The sequence below is a fragment of the Bradyrhizobium huanghuaihaiense genome, from assembly GCF_025200885.1.
Classification (GTDB): Bacteria; Pseudomonadota; Alphaproteobacteria; order Rhizobiales; family Xanthobacteraceae; genus Bradyrhizobium; species Bradyrhizobium huanghuaihaiense.
This window is the reverse complement of record NZ_CP104172.1, coordinates 1,849,521-1,873,843: the sequence shown is the minus strand read 5'-3', so window position 1 is coordinate 1,873,843 and position 24,323 is coordinate 1,849,521. Positions and strand designations below refer to the sequence as shown.

Below are 24,323 nucleotides of genomic sequence, written 5' to 3'. Positions count from 1 at the left end.
ATTTCTCCTATCGTCCCGTGTCGCCCTTGCCGGCGAGCACGCGGTCGAGCCCGTAGAAGCGGTCGAGCAGAATGAGGGCGGTCATGGTGATCGCGATCACGCAGGCCGAGACCGACGTCACCAGCGGATCGATGTTGTCCTGGATGTAAAGGAACATGCGCACCGGCAACGTCTCGGTGCCGGGCGCAGCGAGGAAGACGGTCATGGTGAGATCGTCGAAGGACTGGATGAAGGCGAGCGCCCAGCCGCTGATGACGCCGGGCAGGATAAGCGGCAGCGTCACGCGGCGGAACAGCGTCCAGCCGCCGGCGCCGAGCGAGACCGCGGCCATCTCGACGGTGCGATCCATGCCGGTCGCAGCCGCCAGCGTCAGCCGCAGTGCGAACGGAAACACGATGATGACATGGGCGATGATCAGCGCCGCAAAGCTGCCGCCAAGCCCGGCCGAGGTGAAGAAGCGCAGGAAGGCGATGCCGAGCACGACATGCGGGATCATCAGCGGCGACAGGAACAGCGCCGCGAGCGCATCGCGGCCGCGGAAGCGATAGCGCGCGATCGCCAGCGCCGCGGGCACCGCGAACAAGAGCGACACGAAGGACGAGAGCGCACCGAGGCCGAGGCTGACCCAGAAGGCGTGGATGAATTCGGGGTAGTTCAGGATGGTCCTGAACCAGCGCAGCGAGAAGCCGTTGGTCGGCAGCGACAGAAAGCCTTCGGGCGTGAAGGCGACGAGGCAGACCACCAAGATCGGCGCCACCATGACGATGACGAAGATGGTGTGGAAGATCAGCGCGAGCGGGCCGTTTTGTCTCATCGAAACACCTCGGCATAGCGGCGCTCGATCAGCGAATTGCTGCCGACGACTATCAGCACCAGTGCGACCAGCAGGAGCGTCGCGACCGCAGCCCCCAGCGGCCAGTTCAGCGTATTGAGGAATTCGTCATAGGCGAGTGTCGCCGCGACCTTGAGCCGGCGGCCGCCGATGATCGCGGGCGTCGCAAAGGCGCTGGCCGAGAGCGAGAACACGATGATCGCGCCTGACAGCACGCCCGGCATGATCTGCGGCATGATGATGCGGCGGATGATTGTCATGGGGCCGGCGCCGAGCGACATCGCAGCGTTCTCGATCTGCGGATCGAGCCGCTGCAGGGCTGCCCACACCGACAGCACCATGAATGGCATCATGACGTGCGCGAGCGCGACGACCATGCCGGTTTCGGTGAACATGAAGGGAATGGGGGAGCGGATCGCGCCGAGCGACATCAGGAGCTTGTTGACAAGCCCGTTGTTGCCGCCGAACAGCAGCGCCCAGCCGAGCGTGCGCGCGACCACGGAGATCAGCAGCGGCCCGAGGATGACCAGCAGGAAGAAGCTCTTCCAGCGGCCGCTCATGCGGTTGAGGATGTAGGCTTCGGGCGCGCCGAGAATGGCAGTCAGCAGCGTAGTCAGGATCGCGATGCGAAACGTCCGCCAGAACATCTCGGCGTAATAGGGATCGGTCGCGATCTCATGCCAGTTCTTGAGGATGAAGACCGGCTCGATGCCCTTGTACTGGCCCCAATCGTGGAACGACAGCATCACCGTCATCGCCAGCGGAATCAGCAGCACGCCGACGAACAGCATCAAGGCGGGCGCCGTCAGCGCCCATGGCGCACGTGCGCTGCGCTCCTCGGCGACCGCGCTCATGCGTCAGCCCTCGCGCGGACGCTCATGTCCTCGGGCCGCCAGGTGAGGCGAACCGCGTCGCCTTCGGCCGGCTGCGCCTGGCCGTCATTCTGGCGGATCACGATCGCCGGGCCGCATTCGCTGTCACACTGGAACAGCCAATGATTGCCCTGGAAGATGCGCGTGATGATTTTTGCGCTGAGCCCTGTATCGCCGAAGCCGATTCTTTCGGGACGAACGCTGACGGTGACGGGACCGCCGAGCCCGGCCGGCGCCGGCGCGCGCCAGGAGCCCGCCACCAACTGCGTCGGCGAGACGGTCCGGTCGATCGTTCCGGCAAAGTCGTTGGTCTTGCCCAAAAACTGCGAGACGAAGGCCGAGGCCGGCTTCTCATAGGTTTCCTGCGGCGTGCCGATCTGCTCGATCTTGCCCTGGCTCATCACCACGATGCGGTCGGACAGCGACATCGCCTCGTTCTGGTCGTGGGTGACGAGGATCGTAGTGGTGCCGATGGTGCGCTGGATCTGGCGCAGCTCGATCTGCATCTCCTCGCGCAGTTTTGCGTCGAGGTTGGACAGCGGCTCGTCGAGCAGTAGCACGCTCGGCTTGATCACCAGCGCCCGCGCCAGCGCCACGCGCTGCTGCTGGCCGCCGGACATGCGGCGCGGATGGCGATCCTCGTAACCGGCAAGGCCGACCATGACGAGCGCGGCGCGGACGCGCTCGGCCCGCTCATTGCGCGGCACATTGCGCATCTCCAGACCGAAGGCGACGTTCTCCGCCGCGGTCATGTGCGGAAACAGCGCGTAGCTCTGGAACACGATGCCGAGGCCGCGCTTGGCCGGATGGATCGCGGTCAGGTCCTTGCCCTCCAGGCGGATCGCACCGCGCGTGGGATCGAGGAAGCCCGCGATCATCTGCAACGTCGTGGTCTTGCCGCAGCCGGACGGGCCGAGGAAGGAGATGAACTCCCCCTTCCCCACCGACAGGCTGAAGTCGTCGACCACAGTCTGCGCGCCGAACTGCTTTGCGACCCGATCGAGCTCGAGATAGGCCATGACGCTGTCTCCGCTGCGAACGATCAGCGTTCGACCTCACGATTCCAGCGCTTGGTCCACTCCTCACGCTTCTCGTTGATGACGGTCCAGTCCGGATTATAGAGCTTCGCCGCGCGCTCGCCGATCGGCGCCATCTTGCCGAGCTCCGGCGGGATCACCAGCGATTTCAGCACCGGGCCGTAGCCGTAATCCTTGAGCATCACGAGCTGGATCTTGGGATCGAGCAGCATCTTGACGAAGCTTACAGCGAGCGGCGAAGCATTCGGCTTGGTGATCGGGCACGCCGTCGTCAGCAGCGTCGCGGCGCCTTCCTTCGGATAGACGAAATCGACGGGGAAGCCGGTATTGGCAAAGCTCTGCACCCGGCCGGTGCCCCACACCGCGATCACGGCCTGGCCAGACTGGAACAGCTCGGTCATCTTGCCCGGCGACGGCTCATAGGCGAGCACGTTCGGATTGATCTGCTCCTTGAAGATCTTGAAGCCGGAATCGACGTTGGTCTCGCCGCCGCCATTCATCTTCGACAGCATCACCAGCGCTTCGAGACCGTAGGTGTTGTTGATCGGCGGGATCACCAGCTGCTTGGCGTATTTCGTGTCCTTCAGATCGTTCCACGAGGTCGGCGGCGCCCAGCCTTTCTCGGCGAACACCTTGGTGTTGTACATCAGGCCGGTGGCGACGATGCCGATCGCAACGGCGCGATCGTCCTTGAAGCGCGCGGTGTCGTAGAGATCGGCCGGCAGGCCGTCGAGCTTGCCGCAGAAGCCGAGCTGGATCGCCTGGTACATCGGGCCGTCATCGACGATGGCGACGTCGATCTGCTGATTGCCCTTCTGCGCCTGAAGCTTGGCCAACGTATCGGTGGAGTTGCCGGCGACGTATTCGACCTTGACGCCATTCTCTTTCTCGAAGGCCGGGATCACCTCGTCGCGGATGGTCTTCTCGAACGAGCCGCCGTAGCCGGCGACATAGAGCGTTTTCTGCTGGGCCGAGGCGACCGAGGGGGCGGCAATGAGCGCCGCGATGCTGACCGCTGTCAGAAGGCGAAGAGTCTTCATATGGACCGATCTCCAATACCGGAATGAGGTGACGTGCCGACGAGTCTCGCTGGCTGGAGCGTCTTCCGCATCTCCTTCCGCGCGAATCCCTCTCCGATCAGGGCTCCGGCCCCCATTCGGCGGGTTTTGGCGCGATCTGGAGGTTTGAACCCCTCCAATCTGCCGAAAAAGCGGGCTGTCTCCAGTCCTGATGAAAAAGATCGCAACCTATACTTCCATCGTCCAATGAATAATGGCACCCTTTGCATGCCAAAATGTTATGAATGGAATTGAGGATGGCGCGGATCAATTCGCGGCAGGTGGAGGCATTCCGGGCGACGATGCTGACCGGCAGCGTCACCGAGGCGGCGAAACTGATGGCGGTGACCCAGCCGGCGGTCAGCCGGCTGCTGCGCGACCTCCAGGCGCTGCTGAAGATGGAGCTGTTCGAGCGGCGCGGCACCGGCCTCGTGCCGACCGCGGCGGCGATGGCGCTCTACACCGAAGTGGAGCGCTCCTTCGTCGGTCTCGAACGCATCACGGCGGCGGCCGAGGAAATCCGGGGACGCCGCACCGGCTCGTTGCGCATCGCTGCGCTGCCGGCACTGGCGAACGGATATCTGCCACGCCTTGCCGGACATTTCCTGATGGAGCGCCCCAACCTCAACCTTGCCTTCTTCGGCGTGATCTCGCCGATCGTGGTCGACTGGGTCTTGAACAATCAGTGCGACATCGGCTTTGCCGAGGTGCCGATCGCGCATTCCGGCCTGCCGAGCCAGCGGCTGCCGGCATTGGCGCGCGTCGCGGTGCTGCCGACCGGTCATCGTCTCGCCCAGAAGGAAGTCCTGGAGCCGCGCGATTTCGAGGGCGAGACCTTCATCTCGCTGTCGGCGGGATCGTCGAGCCGGCATCTCGTCGACCAGGTCTTCCACCGCCACGATGTCCGCCGCGTGCTCCGCGTCGAGACCACGCTGTCGGAGATCATGTGCGGCATGGTGTCGTCGGGGCTCGGCGTCTCGATCTGCGATCCCTTCACGGCGCAGGAATTTGCAACGCGCGGCGTCGTCGTGCGCCACTTCCTGCCGCGCATCGACTTCGAATTCTCCGCGGTGTTTCCGGCGCAGCGCAGCCCCTCGCCGGTGGCGCTGGATCTGGTCGAGACCATGCGCAAGGCGCTGGTGGCATTTGACGACTAAGCCGAATGCCTTTGGGTCCAGACCACCTAGCCACGCACTCGCTGCGACCTCTCCCGCTTGCGGGGGAGGTCGGCGCGAAGCGCCGGGTGGGGGCTCTCTCCGCATAGGGAGTGTCCCGGTTGGAGAGAACCCTCTCCCCTGCCCTCTCCCGCAAGCGGGAGAGGGAGTGCACCTTCTTCGTCGCTCCCGAGACGCCCGTCACCCGTTGAACGCCGCCTGCGCCTCCGGCAAATCCCAGATCTTGCTGATGGCAGCGCTGCCCGCTGCCGTGATCGCCGCTTCGTCCGCGCCGAGATAGCGTCCCTCGTCGACCAATACGCGGCCGTCGACCATGACCTGGTCGATATTGGCGCGGTTGGCGAGCGCGATCAGCGCGCGGCGCGGATCGAACAGCGGCTGAAGATGCGGATGGGTGAGATCGACGACGGTGAGATCGGCGGTCGCGCCCGGTTCGATGCGGCCGAGATCCGGCCGCTTGATGACATCGGCGGCGACAGCCGTGTTCGCCTCGATCAGCTGAGGCGAGTTCGCGACATCAGGGCGCGCCGAGGTGATCTTGGAGATCAGCGAGGCCGCATTGAGCTCGCCGAGCAGGTCCATGTTGTAGCCGTCGGTGCCGACCACGGTGCGCACGCCGTGCTCGGCGAAGCGGCTAAAGGCGGCGGTGATGCCGGCGCGCGCGAACACGCGCGGGCAGTTCAAGACAGTCATGCCGCGCGCGGCCATGAGCTTGAGATCGTCGTCGCTGCTGAACATGCAATGCGCCGCCATCAGATCGGGCGCGAGCAGGCCGAGCCAGTCGAGATATTGTGCCGGGGTGCGGCCGCCATAGCGCTTGCCGATGGTCTCGACCTCGGCGCGGCTCTGCGCCATGTGCGTCGTGATGGGGACGCCGAGTTCGCGCGCCCGGGTGGCGCAGGCCTTGAGCAGATCGGGGCCGCAGGTGTCGGTGGCATGCGGACTCATGGCAAGCGAGATGCGGCCGTCGCCGCGATTGTTCCAGCGCTGATAGAGCGCGTCCCACGTCGCCATGTCGGCGGCGCCGTCATCGCCGGAATAGCGCACCACGCCGTCGGGGCCGGCCTTGGCATCGGACGTCGAGAACAGGTAGGGCGCGCCGTAGAAGCGGATGCCCATCTCCTCCGCCGCGTCGAACATCTCAGGGATCGAATTGCGGAACGGCTCCATCACCGTGGTCGCACCACCCTTCAGAAGCTGGAGGATGCCGAGCCGCGCCACCGCGAGGCGCTCTTCCGCCGACAGGATATCGGCGCCGCGCTTGGTGAGCGGCAGCAGCACCGTGTAGACGATGCTCTGGTTGTTCTTGCGGCCGTTGCCGTCCTCGGTGTGGCTGCGCGCCACCGCCTCGGAGAAGCAGTGATTGTGCAGGTTTAGGAGGCCCGGCAGCACGAAGCGGCCGGGCCGGTCGTAGACCGTATCGGCGCGCGGCTTGTCGCGCGTGATTGCGGCGATCCTCTTGCCCTCGACCAGGACCCAATGGTCGCGCAGCACATCCTGCGCGCCGTCTTTCCGTGACAGCACATAGCTGCCAAAAATTGCTGTGGTGCTCATGCGGGGCGTACGTTCCAGAACACGGCGGTGCCGTCGAGAATGCCGGTGATGGCCTTGCGATAGGCGGTCGGCTGCTTGTACAGACCGATCGGAATATAGGGGATTTCCTCGAACGCGACCGCCTGGATCTCGCGGCAGATGCGCTGCTGCTCGGCGAGCTGGGAAGCCGCCAGCCACTGGCTGCGCAATTCGCCCATCTTCGTGCTCGCATACCAGCCGGCGACCTTGCCTTCGCCGCGAATGTTGGTGTTGCCGGCCGGATTGAGCCAGTCGATGCCCTGCCAGTTGCCGACCGCCGCGCTCCAGCCGCCCTGCGGAAGCGGATCCTTCTTGAGCTGGCGCTGCAACACCACGGCGAAATCGAGCCCGGCATATTCGACGTTCATGCCGGCCTTGCGCAAGCTATCCACCGCGATCTCGCCGAGCGGCTTCTGCGCCAGCGAGTTGGTGGGGACGAGCACCACGATCTTCTCGCCATTGTAGCCGGCGGCCTTGAGGTCAGCCTTGACCTTGGCGTAGTCGCGCGGACCACGGAACACATCGAGACCGACGTCGCTCGCCATCGGCGTACCCGGGGCGAAATAACCGATCGGCGAAACCTGAAAGGCTGGATCGACGCCGGCGACCGCGGTCATGAACGCGGACTGATCGATCGCGCCCAAAAGCGCGCGGCGGACGGCCGGATTGTCGAACGGCGGCTGAAGGTGATTGAGGCGCAGCATGCAGGCGTAGCCTCTGGGATCGAGGACGCGGGTCTCGATATCGCCGGCAGCCTTGATCACCGGCAACAGATCATGGGGCGTGGTCTCCTGCCAGTCCTGCTCGCCAGTCTGGAGCGCGGCGACGCCGGTGCCGGCATCGGGCGTGGTGGTCCAGACCACGCGGTCGTAGTGGACGATCTTCGGACCGGCCGTCCAATCCGGCTTGCCGTCGGTGCGCGGCTGGTAGCGCTCGAATTTGGCATAGGCGTTGCGCGCGCCCTGCACCCGCTCGTCGGCCAGATAGCGGAACGGGCCGCTGCCGATGACCTCGGTCAGCGGCTTGAACGGGTCCTGGCTCGCCAGCCGCTCCGGCATCATGAAGCAGGCATTGATCGCGGCCTTGCCGAGCGCCTGCGGCAGCAGCGGGAACGGACGCTTGAGACGGAAGCGGATGGTGCGGTCATCGGCGGCCGACAGTTCGGCGGTCGCTTCCAGCAGTTCGCCACCAAAGCCGTCGCGCGCCGCCCAGCGGCGGATGCTGGCAACGCAGTCTCGCGCCAGCACGCGCTCGCCATCGTGCCAGAACAGGCCATCGCGCAGGCTGAGATCCCACTGGAGCTGGTCGGCGGAGACGACATGGCCCGACAGCATCTGCGGCGAGACCTGCAGGGACGAGCTCATGCCGTAGAGGGTGTCATAGACCATGAAGCCATGGTTTCGCGACACCTGCGCGGTCGAATAGATGGGATCGACGAAGGCGAGATCGATGACAGGGATGAAGCGCAGCGTGGACTGGGATTCAGCGCGGACGATGCCCGGCAGCGACAGCGCCGGCATGGCTGCGGCGGCCTTGAGGAGCGAGCGGCGGGAGATGGGCATTACGAGAGGCTCCTAAGTGCGCGGCATTGGCGGTGTGCTCCCTCCCCCGCTCGCGGGGGAGGGTTGGGGAGAGGGTGCTTCCGCAGGCGAGGACCCCCAAGAGGAAACAACCTTCACCCGCGCCTTCGGCGCGACCTCTCCCGCAAGCGGGAGAGGTTGCAGCGAGTGCGCGGCCTGAGAGGTGCCAGAAAAACGGAGGTTCATCACTTGCCGCCTACGTGTTGAGCAAGACCGCGCCGATCGCGGCAGCGACCGCCTGCTGCGCCGGCTCGATCACGGGCACGCCGATCGCCTCCGCGATCGCCGCACGATGCGCAGCCATGCCGGCGCAGCCCATCACCACCACGTCGGCGCGGCATTGCGTGACCAGCGCACGCCCGGCGTCGATCAGCCGCCCGCGGATATCGGCGCCTGCCGTCTCGGCGGCGCTCGCGCCGACCGACCAGCTTCCGGCATAGCGGCTGTCGACGCCCATCACCCGCGTCATGCGCTGCTGGCGGCGAATGCTCGACGGCGACAGCGCGATGATTCCAAAGCGTTCGCCCAGCATCAGCGCACGAAAGATGGCGCATTCCGCGATGCCCATCACCGGGCGTCCACCGGCCGCCTCACGCACCGCATGCAGGCCGGGATCGCTGAAGCAGGCCAGCACGAAGGCATCGGCATCGTCACGCGTGACGCGATTGACCAGCGGCATGACGACGCTGTCGGCGTCGCGTTGCGAGCTGATGCCCGGCGGGCCCTCGGCAAGGCCGACCACCTCGATCTCAGGCCCGCCGGCGATGCGCAGCGGCGCCACCGCGTCGTCGATCGCCGCCGTCACCGACGCCGAGGAGTTGGGGTTGATGACGAGGATGCGGGACATGGCGTTGCCTAGCGGTTGGCCGCTTCGTGGCGCAGGAAGTTTTCCGCGATCTTCTCGCCGGTGGTGATCCAGACATCCGGGCACGACTTGGCGTAAGTGAGGAACTCACGCAGCAGACGCAGCCGCATCGGACGGCCGCTGCATTGCGGATGCAGCACGGTCGTCACCATCGCGCCCCAGTCGCGGATCTCGTCGAGCTCGTCCTTCCACATCGAGAGCACATGCTCCTTGGGGAAGATCGAGCGCGGGCTGAAGCGGGCGGACAGACCGTGCATCCAGTCGTCATAGCTCGCGGTGACCGGCAGCTCGATCGTGCCGGGCTTGCCGTCGGCGAGGCGATGGCGATAGGGCCGCACATCGTCGCGGAACGAGGAGGTGTAGACGATGCCGTGGCGCACCAGCGCAACGCGCAGCTCCTCGGTGAACTCGCCATAGGGCGCGCGATAGCCGGTCGGCTTGACACCAAGCCGGCGCTTCAGCGCCTCAAAACCGCGCTCCAGCTCCTCCTCGATCCAGGGATCGCCGGGATCGGGCAGCAGATGGTGATAGCCGTGATGGCCGATCTCGTGGCCGGCCTTCAGAATCGATTCGGCCATCGCGGGATGCGCGTCGACCGACCAGCCCGTGACGAAGAAGGTCGCCTTGAGATCGAGCTGGTCGAGCAGCTCCAGCAGTTTTGGCGTGCCGACGCGCGCCTCATAGCCGCCATAGCTCATGGTGATGAGCCGCTGCGCATGCACCGCGTCCTTGCTGGTCCACGCACTCTCCGCATCCACGTCGAACGACAGGAACATCGCCGACGTATACGGCTTCGGCCAGGGATATTCGGGCGCGGGATCCGCAGTGTTGGCCGGGACGAGCGGGATGCTCTTGAGTGCCTTACTGTCCAGCATTGATGGTCGCCTTCTCTAATCCGTTGTCGTTGAGTTTCCACTTGGCAAGCAGGGTACGATAGGTGCCGTCGGCGATCAGCGCATCGACGGCCTCGAGAATGGCCTGCTGAAGTGCCTTTTCCTTGACCGGCAGGGCGATGCCGGTGAACTGCGTCGCGAAGGGATCACCGACCGGCGCATAGGTGCCCGGCTCGAGATCCATCAGATAGGGCAGCGTCTCGTTGCCCTGCACGGCGGCGTCGATACGGCCCTGCCTGAGCTGGTTACGCGCATCGGCCGAGCCGTCGGTGCCGACGAACTGGATCGGATTGCTGCCGCAGTTCTTCTGGCTCCACTTTTCGATCTCTGCCGGAAACATGGTCCGGCGGCTGGCGCCGACCTTCTTGCCGCAGAACGCAGCCATGTCCTTGAACTCGGACGCACGGGACTGCTGCACGAAGAACTTCGGACCGCTGCGCAGATAATCGACGAAGGACGCGATCTCGTGCCGGCTCGCATAATCGGTGAAGCCGGACAGGATGGCATCCACCCGCCCGGTCGAAATCGACGGCATGAATTCGGCGAAGCTGGTCTCGGTCCATTCGATCTTGACGCCGAGCTTGCGGCCGATCGCCTCGCCGAGATCGATGTCGAAGCCGGACAGCGCGTTGGTGGCGGGATCGCGGAACTCCATCGGCGGATAGTTCGGCACCAGCGCCACCTTGAGGCTGCCGCGCTTGGCGATGTCAGGCGGCAGCTCGATCGCCAATGCCGAAACGGTCATGGCACCAACCAGCGCCGCCGCAACCAAAAGCCTCTTCATCACCACACCCCCAATGTCAGATCACTGCCGAAAGAAATGCCTTGGTGCGCTCCTCGCGCGGCGCGCCCAACACGTCCGAGGCGCGGCCCTGCTCGACGATCGCGCCCTGGTCCATGTAGACGACGCGGTCGGCGACCTCGCGCGCGAAGCCGAGCTCGTGCGTCACCACCATCATGGTCATGCCGCTTCGCGCCAGCTCCTTCATCACCGCAAGCACCTCGCCGACGAGTTCGGGATCGAGCGCGCTGGTCGGCTCGTCGAACAGCATCAGCATCGGCTTCATGGCGAGCGCCCGCGCGATCGCGACGCGCTGCTGCTGGCCGCCGGAGAGCTGCGCGGGATACGAATCGGCCTTGGCCGCAAGCCCGACGCGGCGGAGCAGTTCGAGCGCTTCAGTGCGCACCTCATCGGCTTTACGCCCCTGCACCTGAGTCGGGCCCTCGGTAATGTTCTCCAGCGCGGTCTTGTGCGGAAACAGATTGAAGCGCTGGAACACCATGCCGGTCTTCAGCCGCTGCCGCCCGATCTCGCGCTCGGAGAGGCGATGAAGCTTCCCACCATGCTCGCGCACGCCCAGCAGCTCGCCGTCGAGCCAGATGCCGCCACTGTCGATCGTCGCGAGCTGGTTGATGCAGCGGAGCAATGTGGTCTTGCCCGAGCCGGAGGCGCCGATCAGGCACATCACCTCGCCGGGCCAGACGTCGAGCGAGACGCCTCTGAGAGCCTGAAACTCTCCAAAATTCTTGCTGACGGTGCGGATCGCGACGAGGGGTTTTGTCATCGCGCCAGCCGCAATGTGCCGCGGGCAAAGCGGCGTTCGAGCAGCATCTGCAGCGGGGTCAGGATCGAGACCACGAGCAGGTACCAGAGCCCGGCGACGATCAGGAGCTCGATGACGCGGGAGTTGGCGTAATAGATGTTCTCGGCGTTGTGCAGCAGTTCCGGATACTGGATGACGCTGGCGAGCGAGGTCGCCTTCACCATGCCGATGAACTCGTTGCCGAGCGGCGGGATCACCACCCGCATCGCCTGCGGCAACACGATCCGGCGCAGCGCGCGCAGCCGTCCCATGCCGATCGCCTGCGCCGCCTCATATTGCCCGACATCGACCGACAGCATGCCGGCACGCATCACTTCGGAGGTGTAGGCGCCCTGGTTGATGCCGAGCCCGAGCAGCGCGGCGAGGAACGGCGTCATGACGTCGACGGCCCGCGCGCTCCACAGGCCGGGAATGCCGATGGTCGGAAACACCAGCGCGAGGTTGAACCACAGCAGCAGTTGCAGGATCAGCGGGGTGCCGCGAAACAGCCAGGTGTAGCCGGCGGCCACCGTCTTCAGCACCGGATTGGGCGAGAGCCGCATGATCGCGACGACGATGCCGAGGACAATGCCGAGCATCATCGCCAGCACCGCCATCACCATGGTGTTGACGATGCCTTCGAGGATGACCTTCACGGTCAGGAAGCGGCTGACATAGGACCACTCGATCTGGCCGTTCGCAAACGCGCGCGCGATCGCCGCCAGCACGAGGATAATCAGGGCCGCGCTGATCCAGCGAAACCAGTGCGGCTCGCGCGCGATCCGCATGCCCGACAGATCGGGAAATCCCTCCGCGAGTGCCGGCGCCGGTTTCATTGCGGCGCCGCGTTCAGCATGGGCTGGGCCACCGCATTGGCCCCCAAGCCCCATTTGTCGAGAATGGCCTTGTAGGCGCCGTCGGCGATCATGGCGGCGAGCTTCTCGGTCACCACCTCGCGCAAGGCGGCATCGTCCTTGCGGAACATGATGCCCTGATATCCCCTCGCGAAGGCCTCACCGACGATGCGGTATTTTCCGGGCTCCTGGGATTGCGCATAGGGCAACGTCTCGCTGCCCTGCACGGCCGCATCGATGCGGCCCTGCTTGAGCTGGTTGCGGACGTCGATCGAGTTCTCGCCCGGAACATACTGGATCGCCGGCTTGCCGGCCGGCTCGCAATTCTGCTTGCTCCACTTCTCGATCTCGACCGGGAAGCTGGTGCTGCGGGTGGTGCCGACCTTCTTGCCGCAGAGATCGGTCGCGTCCTTGGCGGCGCTGTCCGCCATCACGAAGAACTGCGGGCCGGTCGCGAGGTAGTCGACGAAATCGGCGGTCTCGCGCCGCGAGGCGCGGTCCGAGATGCCGGAGATGATGAAATCGGCGCGCCTGGTCTGGAGCGAGGGGATCAGCTCGGCGAACGGCGTCTCGCTCCAGACGATCTTGAGACCGCCGAGCCGCTTGGCGAGCTCATTGGCCAGATCGATGTCGAGCCCGACCAGCTCGTTGGTCGCGGGATCGCGATATTCCATCGGCGCGTAGGTGGAGTTGACCGTGAGCTTCAGCGTGCCGGCCTGCTTGATCTCCGCCGGCAACTCTGCGGCCCGCGCGGAGGTCACCGCGGCCAGCGCAGCAACAGCGAGAGAAAACGAGAGGCGTGTCATGTCAGCTCCTTTGCCCATGTCAGCTCCTTTGCCAGCGCTGTGCCACTTGCTCAGTCGGCGTCGAGAACGGCCGGCTCGATGACGCCGGCGCGTTCGGTGATCACCCGGTATTGCTCGGGCCGCCGGTGGGCGGCGAAGTTGAACATCTTGTCCTTGCCCTGGCGGCAGAGATCGAGATCGATGTCTGCGACGATCACCTCGTCCGCGAGCGTCTGCGCCTGTGCGACGATGCGCCCGTTGGGATCGACGATGCAGGAGCCGCCGATCAGCCCGGAGCCGTCCTCCTCGCCCGCCTTCGCCACCGAGATCGCCCAGGTCGCGTTCATGTAGGCGTTGGCCTGCGTCACCAGCGTCGAGTGGAAGGTGCGGAGCGCGCCGTCTTCAGTGGTGCCGCCGTTCGGATCATAGGCCGCCGAATTGTAGCCGATGCAGACGAGCTCGACGCCCTGCAGACCGAGCACGCGCCAGGACTCCGGCCAGCGGCGATCGTTGCAGATCATCATGCCCATGATGGCGTGGGCCCAGGCCGAGCCGGCGCGGAAGGCGGGAAAGCCGAGATCGCCATATTCGAAATAGCGCTTCTCGAGCTGCTGGTAGCGGGCGCCCTCGCGCGGCTCGACCGAGCCCGGCAGGTGCACCTTGCGATAGCGGCCGAGGATCTCGCCGTCGCGATCGACCAGGACGGCGCAATTGTAGCGGCGGCCGTCCGGCGTCAGTTCGGCATAGCCGACATAGAAGCCGACGCGCAGCGCACGCGCGCGGTCGAACAGCTTCGCCACCGCCGGGTTCGGCATGCCGCGCTCGAAATAATGGTCGAGCGCCTCGCCCTCGAGCAGCCAGCGCGGAAAGAAGGTGGTGAAGGCAAGCTCTGGAAACACCACGAGGCTGGCGCCGCGGCCGGCGGCCTCCTCCAGCAGCGCGAGCATCCGCGCCAGCGTATGCTCGCGCGTATCGGCTTTTTGCGTCGGCCCCATCTGGGCGGCGGCGGCGCGAAGGACACGAACCAAGATTGCCTCCAATCTGTGCGCAGTGCTGCCTCAATGGGCGAATGAACCCATTGATGCAACGCGCAAATCCGCTGCCATTACGGAGAAGCGGGGCTGCAAAATCAATTCGTTCTGCTATGATGTTTTGGCCCTGAGTATAACCGGCAGTGATATGAACCTGCGCCAGCTCGAGATCCTCCGCGCCGTCATCCGCCACCGCACCACGGTGGCGGCGGCGGACGAACTGGCGCTGTCGCAGCCCGCGGTCAGCAACGCGCTGAAGATCATGGAAGCGCAGGCGGGCTTTGCGCTGTTCGAGCGCGTCAACAACCGGCTGTTTCCTACCGCCGAAGCGATGGCGCTCTACAAGGAGAGCGAAGCAATCTTCGCGCTGCACGCCAAGCTCGAGAGCCGCGTGCGCGATCTGCGCGAGAACCGATCCGGGCATCTCGCGATCGTCGCGACACCGCCGCTCGCCTACAGCATCATCCCCTCCGCGCTGTCAGGTTTCCTGCGCAGGCGCCCGGAGACGCGCGTGTTCTTCGACGTGCGGCGCTATGAGGGCATCATCGAGGGCGTGCTCAGCCGTGTCGCCGAGCTCGGCTTCGCGCTCGGGCTGACGCATCATCCCGGCATCGCGTATGAGGTCGTGCACACCGGCGAGATGGTCTGCGTGCTGCCGCCGCAGCACCCGCTCGCCGACAGGCCAGTGATCTCCGCGGCGGACCTGTCCGGCCTGCCCTTCATCGGGCTCGAGCGCGGCACGCGGCTTGGCGAAGCCGTGCGCGACAGTTTTGCCCGTGCCGGCGCCCCCTTCCAGCCGACCGTCGAGGTGCGCTACTGCAACACGGCCTGCGTGCTCGCCGCCGCCGGCGTCGGTGCCGCGGTGGTCGACCCGTTCTCGCCGCGCCAGAACGGTGGCAGCGGCCTCGTCGTGCGGCCGTTTGCGCCGACAACGCACGCCGTCGCCTATATGCTGTGGTCGGAGGCCGAGCCGCTGTCGCGCCTCGCCAAGGCTTTCCTCAACGAAGTGCGCAAGGAAAGCGCGCTGCTGGAGCGTACAGCGCCACACCAGCAACATGGGGCAGAAAGCGACTGAGCTTCGCAACCTTTCGACCCGGGGGGCACATGGCACGCATCACCATCATCGAGACCGGACAGGTCCCGCCGAAATATCGCGAGCGGCACGGCTCGTTTCCGGACATGTTCGAGCGCATGGTCCGCGCCGAGGATCCGACGGCGACCGTCGAGGTCGTCAGCATTCCCAACGGCGATGCGCTTCCCGATCCCGGCAAGCTCGAAGCCGTGCTGATCACGGGCGCTGCCGCCGGCGTCTATGACGGGCTCGAGTGGATCGCGCCGCTCGAGGACTTCGTCCGCAAAGCCTACACCAACAAGACACCGATGGTCGGCATCTGCTTCGGCCATCAACTGATCGCGCAGGCGCTCGGCGGCATCGTGCGCAAGTCCGAGAAGGGCTGGGGCATCGGCCGTCACGTCTACCAGGTATTGCCCGAGAACGGCGTCGTCGACGGCGAAGCGGTCGCGATCGCCGCCTCGCACCAGGACCAGGTGATCGAACCGCCAAACGACGCCCTGACGATCCTCTCCTCCGAATTCACCCCGCATGCCGGCCTGCTCTACGCCAACGGCGCCACGCTGACGGTGCAGCCGCACCCGGAGTTCGATGTAGGGTTCGCACAAGTGTGCTGCGACCTGCGCGACGGCAAGGCTCCGGACGACGTCGTCGCCACGGCGAGAGCGTCGCTGGCAGAGCCGATGGATAATGCGAAGCTCGGCGGGGCGATTACGAGGTTTTTGGCGCGCAAATCTCTCCCCTCATCCTGAGGAGCGCGCTCTTGCGCGCGTCTCGAAGGATGAAGGCCCGGATGCAGCAGCGGGGCCTGCATGGTTCGAGACGCCGCATCGCGGCTCCTCACCATGAGGGGCGAGAGTTGTTTGCGCGTCTCAGAACGGATCCGTCCCCAGCCCCGGCACATCCGCCGGCCGCGGCCCGGGCGCCGCCCAGTGAAAGCGGCGGTCCTTCTCCGCAATCGCGATGTCGTTGATCGAGGCCTCGCGGCGTTTCATCAGGCCGTGCTCGTCGAACTCCCACTGCTCGTTGCCGTAGGAGCGGTACCACTGGCCGTTTGCATCGTGCCATTCGTACTGGAAGCGCACGGCGATACGGTTGCCGTCGAAGGCCCAGAGGTCCTTGATCAGGCGGTAGTCCTGTTCCTTCTCCCATTTGCGGGTGAGGAACGCGACGATGGCTTCGCGGCCCTGAAACACTTCGGAGCGGTTACGCCAGCGGCTGTCCTCGGTATAGGCGAGCGAGACTTTCACCGGATCGCGAGAATTCCAGGCGTCCTCGGCCATGCGGGCCTTCTGCGCGGCGGTCTCTCGGGTAAAGGGCGGAAGCGGCGGGCGCGACATGGTGGCCTCATCGGTTGGCGGGAGCGGCAATCTACGCCGGCATGCCGCGGAGTCGAGAGGCCATCACCTATCGGCCGATCACTTATCGGGCGATCAGGAAATCAAATCAGCCTTCATCAAGGTGCGGATCGATTTCGGGATCGGCTGGGCGCGGCCGTCGCTGATGAAGGCGACGCGCACCTCGGCCTTCACCAGCACGTCCTCGCCGCGCCGCACCTCCTGCGCCAGCATGATGGAGGCGCCCTTCACCGCGATCGGCCAGGTCACGACGTCGAGCACGTCGTCCATCCGCGCGGGCTTGAGGAAATCGAGATGCATCGAGCGCACGACGAAGGCAAAGCCGGCGCCTTCCGTCTCCACCTGCTCGAACAGCGCCTGCTGCTCGGCGCCCATCAGCCTGAGATGATTGGTCCGGCCGCGCTCCATGTAGCGCAGATAATTGGCGTGATAGACGATCCCGGAAAAATCCGTGTCCTCGTAGTAGACGCGGACCTGCATGTGGTGGCGGCCGTCGCGGATCTCGCCGTCGAGATGGGCAGTCACGTCGCGAGCCTCTTCGCTTGTCGCTGTCGCTCCGTTTTGCGCAAAAATCGCGGTCCGCGCAAGCGGGTCAGGATACTACCGGCGCGGCCCGCCCCAACGTAACCTCGACGATCTCCGGCGGCACGCCGAAACGGACCGGCATGATGCTGCAACCGAGACCGCCGGAGATGATGACGTCGCATTTCAGCCTGACGTGACCATAGGCAAGCCGGATGCCTTGCTGCTTCGGAACGGCCGGCGACCAGCCGAGCAGGCGGACCTGGCCGCCATGGGTATGACCGGACAGTTGCAGCGCGACGCGCGCAGGCACGCGCGGCGCGATGTTGGGCTCGTGTGCAAGCAGGACGACGGGCGCGTCGTCGGTGACCTTGGCGAGCGTTGCCGTGAGATCGTCGGCGCCGAAGCGCCCCGTGCTGCGGAAACGCCGCGCCGGCAGGAAGGCGAGCTGATCGCCGAGACCGGCGAGCCAGAACGGGCGGCCGTCCTTGCTGAGGCGCACGGCATCGTTCTCGTAGACGGGAATACCGGCCGCCTCCAGCGCGCGGTGAGCAACCGTCGGCCCGTGCCCGACCTGCTGCACGGCCTTATCGACCCAATAGTCGTGATTGCCCATGACGGCGTGGACGCCGAGCGGCGCCTTCAGGCCCGCCAGCACCCTCGCCCATTCGCTCGACGGAATGAAGCGCGTGACCTGGTGAAGGCCGGCGACATAGTCGCCGAGCAGCACGATGAGGTCGGGGTTGAGCGCGTTGGTGCGATCGACGATGCCCTCGATCCGCTCCAGCGACATCCAGGGATCGCAGGCATGGATGTCGGCGATCGCGGCAATCTTCAGCGGAAAATCCGCCGGCCATTGCCGCGGGATCGGATGGTAGCGGGTGACGCGGAGCCGCAGCACCGGCTCGATCCCGACGCCGTAGGCAGCGGTCGAGACGCCGAGGGCTGACAAGGCCCCGATGGACCGGATGAAACGACGCCGTGTGATCATGGAAGCCCGATGGTGATGCAGCTTCTTGATGCGGTCCGATTGGAGCGGAATTGGGGTGCGCTCGTGCAGGCCGTCTGCATTTGCGTGCAGAGGCCTGCACAAACCTACCAGCGGCTCTCGCCGACCAGCGCATCCAGCCGTGACTTCAGCTCGTCGGACGCCCGGTAATACCAGACACCGCCGAGCAGGTCACGAAAACGTTGGTTGATCCGCGCCTCGTGCTCGATGCGGTCGATCGTGCCGACACTGATCACGTCTTCGAGGGGACCAGCGGCCAGCAGGGCCAGCAGCACCGGATTGGACTCGATCTTCACGATCTCGAGGATCAGGTCGATCATCCCGTCGGGATCTTCCTCGCGCAGGTCGCGCTCGAAATCCATGATGGTGAACAGATTGTCGTCCTGGTCGCGATCGGACCTCGAATATTGCTCGACCCAGGCGTGGGCGAGCTCGGAGACCGACATGCTGGCGCAATCGAGCGGCTCGCGCGGCGTGCGCTGCGCCAGATGGTCGGCCTGCCAGGCCTCGCTGTCGGCGATGCGCGCGATGCGGGGCGTCAAGGGTTCGTCAGGGCCACCATGCACGCCGCCGAGCAGCCAGCGCAGCCGGTCATTGTGCGCGGCCTCGCGCTCGATCCGCGCGATCACCTCCGGGCCGTGCGCATAGAGCAGCGCCAGCAGGAATTTGTCGTTAAGCTGCATCACCGTCGGCTTGTCGGCCTCCGTCTTCAGCACCCCCAACACCAGATCGAGCGCAGCCTGCGGCAGGCGGTGCGGCAAATGGTCGAAATAGAGTTTGATGGCCCAGATGCTGCCGGCCTGGTCGCGCCGGCTGACGCGCTGGAGCGCGCACCACATCGACGCCAGCTCACCCAGCGGCAGGGAATCGAGGAATGCCTCGGTCTGGTCGGGCGTGCGCAGCTGCGGTGCCGCCGCGACGGTCTCGAGCAATCCGCTATCGTCCGCTGGCGCCATTCCTTCCCAATCCAATCCTCGGCGGCGATCACGCCGCGCGTTCGGATTAGTGATCGAATGAAACCCGCGGGTTCATCGGCTGCGGCGATCAGTCGTCGCTCTCGTCGGTGCCGAACAGGCCGAACTGTGCCGCATCGCGATTGGGCTCGGCGAGGCCGAGATGGCGGAAGGCATGCGAGGTGAGCAGGCGGCCGCGCGGGGTGCGCTGGAGATAGCCGCACTGGATCAGATAGGGCTCGATGATGTCCTCGATCGCATCGCGCGGCTCGGAGAGCGCGGCGGCCATGGTCTCGACACCGACCGGACCGCCACCATAGTTGAGCGCGATGGTCGAGAGATAGCGGCGGTCCATGGCATCGAGGCCCGCGGCGTCGACCTCGAGCGCGCTCAATGCATGGTCGGCGATCTTGCGGTCGATCGTATCGGCATTCGCCGCCGACGCAAAATCGCGGACACGACGGAGCAGGCGGCCGGCGATGCGCGGCGTGCCGCGGGCGCGGCGCGCGATCTCGTTGGCGCCGTCCGCGCTCATGCCGACATTGAGCACGCGCGCGCCGCGGCTGACGATGCTCTCGAGCTCCTCGATGGTGTAGAAATTGAGCCGAACCGGAATGCCGAAGCGGTCACGCAGGGGATTGGTGAGGAGCCCTGCGCGCGTGGTGGCGCCGACGAGGGTGAATTTCGACAGCTCGATCTTCACCGAACGCGCCGCCGGACCCTCGCCGATGATGAGGTCGAGCTGAAAGTCCTCCATCGCGGGATAGAGCACCTCTTCGACCGCGGGGCTCAGGCGATGGATCTCGTCGATGAAGAGCACGTCGCGCTCTTCGAGATTGGTGAGCAGGGCGGCGAGATCGCCGGCCTTGGCGATCACCGGGCCCGAGGTGGCACGAAAGCCGACGCCGAGTTCTTTCGCCACGATCTGCGCCAGCGTGGTCTTGCCGAGGCCGGGAGGACCGACGAACAGCACGTGATCCAGCGCCTCGCCGCGCTTTCGCGCCGCCTCGATGAAGATCGAAAGGTTCTTGCGCGCCTGCTGCTGGCCGACGAAATCGGACAGCGATTGCGGACGCAGCGCGGTGTCGCCGACATCGTCGCTGCGGCGCTCGGGCGAGACCATGCGGGAGGCTTTGGGATCGCTCACTTCGCCAATTCCTTCAAGCCGAGGCGAATGAGCTGCGCCGTCTCGGCGCCTTCACCCGCGCTGCGCGAGGCCGAGGCAATCGCGGCGGCGGCCTGCGGCTGGCCGTAGCCGAGATTAACCAGCGCGGAGATCGCATCCGCCACCGGCCGCGGCGCGCGCTGGTCGTCGACGGCGCCGGCGAGATGCACGACGGCGGGATCCACACTGGCAAAGGCCGGCGCCTTGTCCTTCAGCTCGGTGACGATGCGCTCGGCGACCTTGGGGCCGACACCGGGCGAACGCGACACCGCCGCCTTGTCGCGCAGCGCGATGGCATTGGCGAGATCGGAAGGCTGTAGCGTGCCGAGCACCGCGAGCGCGACCTTGGCGCCGACGCCCTGCACGGTCTGCAGCAGGCGAAACCATTCGCGCTCCTGGTCGGTGCGGAAGCCGAACAGTTTGATTTGATCCTCGCGGACGTAAGTCTCGATCGACAGCACGGCGGCTTCGCCGGGCGAAGGCAGATGCTGCAGCGTGCGCGACGAGCAGTGCACCTGATAGCCGACGCCGCCGACGTCGAGGATGACGAAGTCCTCGCCGTAGGTGTCGATCAGGCCCTTGAGCTTGCCGATCATAACCCCGCCACCTTCAGCCTGAGCGCCGTGCTCTGGCGGTGATGGGCGTGGGTGATGGCGATGGCGAGCGCGTCGGCAGCATCAGCGGACGGCGGCTCGGCTTTCGGCAGCAATATCTTGAGCATCATCGCAATCTGTTGCTTGTCGGCGTGGCCGGCGCCGACCACCGTCTTCTTGACCTGGTTCGGCGCATATTCGGCGACACTGATGCCGAACATTGCGGGCGCCAGCATGGCGACGCCGCGGGCCTGGCCGAGCTTGAGCGTCGCAACGCCGTCCTTGTTCACAAAGGTCTGCTCGACCGCGGCTTCCATCGGCTTGTGGCTGGACAGGACGGACGCGAGCCCTTCATGGATCGCGAGCAGCCGGCTCGACAGCGGCAGATCATCCGGCGGTTCCACCGAGCCGCAGGCGACATAGATCAGCCGATTGCCCTCGGCCTCGATCACGCCCCAGCCGGTGCGGCGCAGGCCGGGGTCGATGCCGATGATGCGTACGGGGCCACGAATCGGGAGCGCAGTCATGGGCCAGTGATAGCGGCTGGCCGCGGCGGGGGAAACAGAAACAGAACGGAAGTAACAGGGGAAAGGCGGTCTCGTGCCCCGGGCGCGACGCAGCGCAAAGCGGTGCGGCGCTGAACCGGGGCCCATATTGCCGCCGGCATATGAGGCATCATGGGTCCCAGCTCTGCGCAGCAGCGTACCGGACGATGCTTCGCATCGCCGGGGACGCTGCAGCGCGTCCGGGACACGAGCTGCCCTACCCGCCCATCTTCGCAACAAGCGCGTCCGACACCTCGAAATTGGCGTAGACGTTCTGGACGTCGTCGTGCTCGTTGAGCAGGTCCATCAGTTTCAAGAGCTTCTCGCCGGTCTCGTCGTCGACCGCGACCGTGTTCTGCGGCTTCCAGATCAGCGCGGCCTTGCGCGGCTCGCCGAACTTGGCTTCGAGCGCCTTGGCGACGTCGCGATAGCCTTCGGTCGAGGCATAGATCTCGTGGCCGCCTTCGCCGGAGACGACGTCGTCGGCGCCGGCCTCGATCGCGGCATCGAGCACCGCATCGTCATCGGCGACGCTGCGGTCGTATTCGATGATGCCGGTGCGGTCGAACATGAAGGAGACCGAGCCGGTTTCGCCGAGATTGCCGCCGGACTTGGTGAAGAAGGAGCGGATGTCGGAGGCGGCGCGGTTGCGGTTGTCGGTCAGCGCCTCGACGATGACGGCGACGCCGCCGGGGCCATAGCCCTCGTAGCGGATTTCGTCATAGTTCTCGCCGTCGCTGCCGAGCGCCTTCTTGATGGCGCGCTCGATATTGTCCTTCGGCATGTTCTCCTGGCGCGCGGCGATCACGGCGGCGCGCAGGCGCGGGTTCATGGCGGGGTCGGGGGTCCCCAGCTTGGCGGCGACGGTGATTTCCCGCGCCAGCTTGCCGAACAGTTTCGACTTCTGCGCATCCTGCCGCCCCTTGCGGTGCATGATGTTCTTGAATTGGGAATGTCCGGCCATGCGTGGTCTCTTGTGGGATAGTCAGCCAAAGGTGAGCGTGGGAAGCGCGGCCTTATAGGCCGCCAACCCACCGGAATCAAAGGGCCCTGAGGCTTCAAGGTAGCACTGCAGAGATAGCCACCCCAACGGTCCGTGCCCAGATGTCGGGCATTGTTAACCCTGATTTCATTCCGGCCTGCGAAAATAGCGTCCGCCCGCCCGCCGACAAGAGAGACCTCATGGCATTCGGACTGTTTCGGAAGCGTCCGCCGGATACGGCTGCGCCGGCGGCCACCCCGCAGGCTGTGCAGCCGGCGACCATTTCCGAGCCGGTCCCGGCCAATGAGGGCGATTCGGCCAGGGAAATCCTGGAACTGCTGGAACTCGAGCTCGGGGCCATGATCCGCCAGCTCGAGCGCGCCGCCAATTCGGTGGCCGGCGGCGCCGAGGCGACCGCTGAGACGCTTGCCGCCATTCGCGACCGCACCGATGCCCTGACCGGCCGCACCAACGCCGCCCAATCGACCGCATCCACCTTCGCCCATGCGGCCGACAAGTTCACCCAGTCCGCGCAAGGCATCGGGGCGCAGGTGCGCGCGGCCGGCAAGCTCGCCGACGAGGCCAGTGCTGCGGCACAGGAAGCGCGCGCCAATGTCGACCGCTTGCGCGAGTCCTCCGCCGCGATCGGCAACGTCGTCAATCTGATCGCGCAGATCGCGCGGCAGACGACGCTGCTCGCGCTCAACTCGACCATCGAGGCCGCACGCGCCGGCGCCGCCGGCAAGGGATTTGCGGTCGTCGCCACCGAGGTCAAGGCGCTCGCGGTGCAGACGCAAGGCGCGACCGAAGAGATCACAAAAAAGATCGACGCGCTGCAGCGCGATGCCGCGGGCTCGGCCGATGCCGTGCACCGCATCTCGCAGGCGATCGAGGCGATCCGCCCGGTGTTCGAGACCGTCAACGGCGCGGTGGCCGAGCAGAACGCCACCACGAGCGAAGTCTCCGGCAATGCCGCGAACGCCTCGGAGTTCATCATCTCGGTCGGCGAGAGCGCGGCCGAGATCGACGCCGCGACCAAGGCGGCGGAAACCCATGGCGAGAGCGTCGCCAGCGCCGGCAGGGCCGTCACCACCTTCGCCCGGAAGCTGAAGTCGCGCTGCGCCGTGCTGCTGCGCCAGAGCGAGCACGACGACCGCCGCAAGACCGAGCGGCTGCCCTGCCACCTCAAGTTCGAGAGCGCGCGCGGCGTGATGCCGGTCTATGAAATCGCGATGGACGGCGTCCTGATCGGCGGCGCGGACGCCGGCCGGCTGGCGCCGCAGGCGATCATCGAAGGCAGCCTCGAACAGGTCGGCGCCTGCCGCCTGCGCGTGACGGAGCAATCCAAGGCCGGTGCCCGCGCGCAGTTCGTCAGCCCCAATGCCGAGCTCTGCGAGAAGATCGAGGACAAGCTCTGGTCGATCCACGAGGAGAACACCGAGTTCGTCACCCGCGCGATGGAGGCAGGCAACGCGCTGACCCAAATCTTCGAACAGGCGGTTGCTCGCGGCGAGATCAAGGTCGACGACCTCTTCGACACCGACTATGTCGAGATCGCCGGCACCAATCCGCAGCAATACCGCACCCGCTATCTGGACTGGGCCGACCGTGCGCTGCCGCCGTTCCAGGAAGCCTTTCTCGCCAAGGACCCGCGCATGGCGTTCTGCGCCATGGTCGACCGCAACGGCTTTTTGCCGGTGCACAACAAGATCTATTCGCACCCGCAGCGGCCGGGCGATGTCGCCTGGAACACGGCCAACAGCCGCAACCGGCGCATCTTCAACGATCCGGCGGGGCTCGCCGCCGCCCACAACCAACGCTCGTACCTGGTCCAGAGCTATGCCCGCGACATGGGTAACGGGAACACGGTGATGATGCGCGAGATCGACGTGCCGATCCGCGTCACGGGCCGGCACTGGGGCGGATTCCGCACAGCTTATAAGCTGTAATGCCCGCTCTCGTGCACTCCTGGGCAAGACGCCGGACG

The 24,323-nt window shown here is 66.0% G+C and carries 25 protein-coding genes; 4 read left to right on the top strand and 21 right to left on the bottom strand.

Annotated elements, in window-relative coordinates; all coding sequences use genetic code 11:
* Positions 1–7: 7 nt before the first annotated feature.
* From N2603_RS08835 to N2603_RS08820, 4 genes are read right to left on the bottom strand one after another with little or no spacing between them, the layout of a single operon-like run.
* Positions 8–814 (bottom strand): ABC transporter permease, encoded by an 807-nt coding sequence (locus tag N2603_RS08835; protein ID WP_260388427.1) that lies wholly within the window; start codon positions 812–814, stop codon positions 8–10.
* Complete coding sequence (locus N2603_RS08830; RefSeq protein WP_260388426.1) at positions 811–1,686, bottom strand: ABC transporter permease; 876 nt, start codon at positions 1,684–1,686, stop codon at positions 811–813. The genes N2603_RS08835 and N2603_RS08830 overlap by 4 nt, the downstream gene beginning before the upstream one ends.
* Positions 1,683–2,723: an ABC transporter ATP-binding protein gene (locus N2603_RS08825; RefSeq protein WP_260388425.1), complete on the bottom strand. Its 1,041-nt coding sequence runs from the start codon at positions 2,721–2,723 to the stop codon at positions 1,683–1,685. The genes N2603_RS08830 and N2603_RS08825 overlap by 4 nt, the downstream gene beginning before the upstream one ends.
* 23 nt (positions 2,724–2,746) lie before the next feature.
* Positions 2,747–3,781, bottom strand: a complete 1,035-nt coding sequence (locus N2603_RS08820; RefSeq protein ID WP_260388424.1) for an ABC transporter substrate-binding protein — start codon at positions 3,779–3,781, stop codon at positions 2,747–2,749.
* A gap of 275 nt (positions 3,782–4,056) precedes the next feature.
* On the opposite strand from N2603_RS08820, the gene N2603_RS08815 reads away from it, so the two are divergent.
* The gene (locus N2603_RS08815) at positions 4,057–4,956 is read left to right on the top strand and encodes a LysR substrate-binding domain-containing protein (RefSeq protein ID WP_260388423.1); all 900 of its coding nucleotides are present in this window, start codon (positions 4,057–4,059) and stop codon (positions 4,954–4,956) included.
* A 198-nt stretch (positions 4,957–5,154) separates the two neighbouring features.
* On the opposite strand, the gene N2603_RS08810 is transcribed toward N2603_RS08815, so the two are convergent.
* From N2603_RS08810 to N2603_RS08770, 9 genes are all read right to left on the bottom strand, one after another.
* Entirely contained in the window at positions 5,155–6,528 is a 1,374-nt protein-coding gene (locus tag N2603_RS08810) for an amidohydrolase family protein (RefSeq protein ID WP_260388422.1), read from the bottom strand.
* Positions 6,525–8,108 carry an ABC transporter substrate-binding protein gene (locus tag N2603_RS08805; RefSeq protein ID WP_260388421.1) on the bottom strand — a complete coding sequence of 528 codons (1,584 nt, stop codon included), beginning with the start codon at positions 8,106–8,108 and terminating at the stop codon, positions 6,525–6,527. Before N2603_RS08805 ends, N2603_RS08810 begins: the two co-directional genes overlap by 4 nt.
* A 214-nt stretch (positions 8,109–8,322) precedes the next feature.
* On the bottom strand, positions 8,323–8,973 hold the full coding sequence (locus N2603_RS08800; protein WP_260388420.1) for an aspartate/glutamate racemase family protein: 651 nt from the start codon (positions 8,971–8,973) through the stop codon (positions 8,323–8,325).
* A gap of 8 nt (positions 8,974–8,981) precedes the next feature.
* Positions 8,982–9,866, bottom strand: a complete 885-nt coding sequence (locus tag N2603_RS08795; protein ID WP_260388419.1) for a polysaccharide deacetylase family protein — start codon at positions 9,864–9,866, stop codon at positions 8,982–8,984.
* On the bottom strand, positions 9,853–10,668 hold the full coding sequence (locus tag N2603_RS08790; RefSeq protein WP_260388418.1) for an ABC transporter substrate-binding protein: 816 nt from the start codon (positions 10,666–10,668) through the stop codon (positions 9,853–9,855). Before N2603_RS08790 ends, N2603_RS08795 begins: the two co-directional genes overlap by 14 nt.
* A gap of 16 nt (positions 10,669–10,684) precedes the next feature.
* A complete protein-coding gene (locus N2603_RS08785; protein WP_260388417.1) occupies positions 10,685–11,449 on the bottom strand; it encodes an amino acid ABC transporter ATP-binding protein in 765 nt (254 codons plus the stop codon).
* A complete protein-coding gene (locus N2603_RS08780; protein ID WP_260388416.1) occupies positions 11,446–12,303 on the bottom strand; it encodes an amino acid ABC transporter permease in 858 nt (285 codons plus the stop codon). The genes N2603_RS08785 and N2603_RS08780 overlap by 4 nt, the downstream gene beginning before the upstream one ends.
* Entirely contained in the window at positions 12,300–13,127 is an 828-nt protein-coding gene (locus N2603_RS08775; protein ID WP_260388415.1) for an ABC transporter substrate-binding protein, read from the bottom strand. The genes N2603_RS08780 and N2603_RS08775 overlap by 4 nt, the downstream gene beginning before the upstream one ends.
* 50 nt (positions 13,128–13,177) lie before the next feature.
* The gene (locus N2603_RS08770; RefSeq protein ID WP_026311787.1) at positions 13,178–14,101 is read right to left on the bottom strand and encodes an N-carbamoyl-D-amino-acid hydrolase; all 924 of its coding nucleotides are present in this window, start codon (positions 14,099–14,101) and stop codon (positions 13,178–13,180) included.
* A gap of 184 nt (positions 14,102–14,285) precedes the next feature.
* On the opposite strand from N2603_RS08770, the gene N2603_RS08765 reads away from it, so the two are divergent.
* Together N2603_RS08765 and N2603_RS08760 are read left to right on the top strand one after the other, a co-directional pair.
* Positions 14,286–15,212, top strand: a complete 927-nt coding sequence (locus N2603_RS08765; protein ID WP_260388414.1) for a LysR family transcriptional regulator — start codon at positions 14,286–14,288, stop codon at positions 15,210–15,212.
* Between the two features lie 29 nt (positions 15,213–15,241).
* On the top strand, positions 15,242–15,961 hold the full coding sequence (locus N2603_RS08760; protein WP_260388413.1) for a type 1 glutamine amidotransferase: 720 nt from the start codon (positions 15,242–15,244) through the stop codon (positions 15,959–15,961).
* Between the two features lie 120 nt (positions 15,962–16,081).
* Here the strand turns inward: N2603_RS08760 and N2603_RS08755 are convergent, their stop codons facing one another.
* The 8 genes from N2603_RS08755 to N2603_RS08720 all read right to left on the bottom strand — a co-directional run bounded on the left by N2603_RS08755 (position 16,082) and on the right by N2603_RS08720 (position 22,318).
* A complete protein-coding gene (locus N2603_RS08755; protein ID WP_260388412.1) occupies positions 16,082–16,549 on the bottom strand; it encodes a nuclear transport factor 2 family protein in 468 nt (155 codons plus the stop codon).
* Positions 16,550–16,642: 93 nt separating this feature from the next.
* A complete protein-coding gene (gene ybgC / locus N2603_RS08750) occupies positions 16,643–17,092 on the bottom strand; it encodes a tol-pal system-associated acyl-CoA thioesterase (RefSeq protein ID WP_260388411.1) in 450 nt (149 codons plus the stop codon).
* Positions 17,093–17,159: 67 nt separating this feature from the next.
* Positions 17,160–18,080 (bottom strand): metallophosphoesterase, encoded by a 921-nt coding sequence (locus tag N2603_RS08745; RefSeq protein ID WP_260388410.1) that lies wholly within the window; start codon positions 18,078–18,080, stop codon positions 17,160–17,162.
* A 104-nt stretch (positions 18,081–18,184) separates the two neighbouring features.
* Positions 18,185–19,054, bottom strand: a complete 870-nt coding sequence (locus N2603_RS08740) for a DUF6869 domain-containing protein (RefSeq protein WP_260388409.1) — start codon at positions 19,052–19,054, stop codon at positions 18,185–18,187.
* 88 nt (positions 19,055–19,142) lie between these two features.
* On the bottom strand, positions 19,143–20,198 hold the full coding sequence (ruvB, locus tag N2603_RS08735; RefSeq protein WP_018646709.1) for a Holliday junction branch migration DNA helicase RuvB: 1,056 nt from the start codon (positions 20,196–20,198) through the stop codon (positions 19,143–19,145).
* On the bottom strand, positions 20,195–20,812 hold the full coding sequence (ruvA, locus tag N2603_RS08730; RefSeq protein WP_260388408.1) for a Holliday junction branch migration protein RuvA: 618 nt from the start codon (positions 20,810–20,812) through the stop codon (positions 20,195–20,197). The genes ruvB and ruvA overlap by 4 nt, the downstream gene beginning before the upstream one ends.
* The gene (ruvC, locus tag N2603_RS08725) at positions 20,809–21,336 is read right to left on the bottom strand and encodes a crossover junction endodeoxyribonuclease RuvC (protein WP_260388407.1); all 528 of its coding nucleotides are present in this window, start codon (positions 21,334–21,336) and stop codon (positions 20,809–20,811) included. Before ruvC ends, ruvA begins: the two co-directional genes overlap by 4 nt.
* A gap of 235 nt (positions 21,337–21,571) precedes the next feature.
* A complete protein-coding gene (locus N2603_RS08720; RefSeq protein WP_260388406.1) occupies positions 21,572–22,318 on the bottom strand; it encodes a YebC/PmpR family DNA-binding transcriptional regulator in 747 nt (248 codons plus the stop codon).
* 218 nt (positions 22,319–22,536) lie between these two features.
* On the opposite strand from N2603_RS08720, the gene N2603_RS08715 reads away from it, so the two are divergent.
* Positions 22,537–24,285 (top strand): methyl-accepting chemotaxis protein, encoded by a 1,749-nt coding sequence (locus tag N2603_RS08715; protein ID WP_260388405.1) that lies wholly within the window; start codon positions 22,537–22,539, stop codon positions 24,283–24,285.
* The last annotated feature ends 38 nt before the right edge of the window (positions 24,286–24,323 follow it).

Coding starts and splice junctions, on each gene's coding strand:
- N2603_RS08835 (WP_260388427.1), bottom strand. CDS start 814: ATGAGACAAAACGGCCCGCTCGCGCTGATCTTCCACACCATCTTCGTC.
- N2603_RS08830 (WP_260388426.1), bottom strand. CDS start 1,686: ATGAGCGCGGTCGCCGAGGAGCGCAGCGCACGTGCGCCATGGGCGCTG.
- N2603_RS08825 (WP_260388425.1), bottom strand. CDS start 2,723: ATGGCCTATCTCGAGCTCGATCGGGTCGCAAAGCAGTTCGGCGCGCAG.
- N2603_RS08820 (WP_260388424.1), bottom strand. CDS start 3,781: ATGAAGACTCTTCGCCTTCTGACAGCGGTCAGCATCGCGGCGCTCATT.
- N2603_RS08815 (WP_260388423.1), top strand. CDS start 4,057: ATGGCGCGGATCAATTCGCGGCAGGTGGAGGCATTCCGGGCGACGATG.
- N2603_RS08810 (WP_260388422.1), bottom strand. CDS start 6,528: ATGAGCACCACAGCAATTTTTGGCAGCTATGTGCTGTCACGGAAAGAC.
- N2603_RS08805 (WP_260388421.1), bottom strand. CDS start 8,108: ATGCCCATCTCCCGCCGCTCGCTCCTCAAGGCCGCCGCAGCCATGCCG.
- N2603_RS08800 (WP_260388420.1), bottom strand. CDS start 8,973: ATGTCCCGCATCCTCGTCATCAACCCCAACTCCTCGGCGTCGGTGACG.
- N2603_RS08795 (WP_260388419.1), bottom strand. CDS start 9,866: ATGCTGGACAGTAAGGCACTCAAGAGCATCCCGCTCGTCCCGGCCAAC.
- N2603_RS08790 (WP_260388418.1), bottom strand. CDS start 10,668: ATGAAGAGGCTTTTGGTTGCGGCGGCGCTGGTTGGTGCCATGACCGTT.
- N2603_RS08785 (WP_260388417.1), bottom strand. CDS start 11,449: ATGACAAAACCCCTCGTCGCGATCCGCACCGTCAGCAAGAATTTTGGA.
- N2603_RS08780 (WP_260388416.1), bottom strand. CDS start 12,303: ATGAAACCGGCGCCGGCACTCGCGGAGGGATTTCCCGATCTGTCGGGC.
- N2603_RS08775 (WP_260388415.1), bottom strand. CDS start 13,127: ATGACACGCCTCTCGTTTTCTCTCGCTGTTGCTGCGCTGGCCGCGGTG.
- N2603_RS08770 (WP_026311787.1), bottom strand. CDS start 14,101: ATGGGGCCGACGCAAAAAGCCGATACGCGCGAGCATACGCTGGCGCGG.
- N2603_RS08765 (WP_260388414.1), top strand. CDS start 14,286: ATGAACCTGCGCCAGCTCGAGATCCTCCGCGCCGTCATCCGCCACCGC.
- N2603_RS08760 (WP_260388413.1), top strand. CDS start 15,242: ATGGCACGCATCACCATCATCGAGACCGGACAGGTCCCGCCGAAATAT.
- N2603_RS08755 (WP_260388412.1), bottom strand. CDS start 16,549: ATGTCGCGCCCGCCGCTTCCGCCCTTTACCCGAGAGACCGCCGCGCAG.
- N2603_RS08745 (WP_260388410.1), bottom strand. CDS start 18,080: ATGATCACACGGCGTCGTTTCATCCGGTCCATCGGGGCCTTGTCAGCC.
- N2603_RS08740 (WP_260388409.1), bottom strand. CDS start 19,054: ATGGCGCCAGCGGACGATAGCGGATTGCTCGAGACCGTCGCGGCGGCA.
- ruvA (WP_260388408.1), bottom strand. CDS start 20,812: ATGATCGGCAAGCTCAAGGGCCTGATCGACACCTACGGCGAGGACTTC.
- ruvC (WP_260388407.1), bottom strand. CDS start 21,336: ATGACTGCGCTCCCGATTCGTGGCCCCGTACGCATCATCGGCATCGAC.
- N2603_RS08720 (WP_260388406.1), bottom strand. CDS start 22,318: ATGGCCGGACATTCCCAATTCAAGAACATCATGCACCGCAAGGGGCGG.
- N2603_RS08715 (WP_260388405.1), top strand. CDS start 22,537: ATGGCATTCGGACTGTTTCGGAAGCGTCCGCCGGATACGGCTGCGCCG.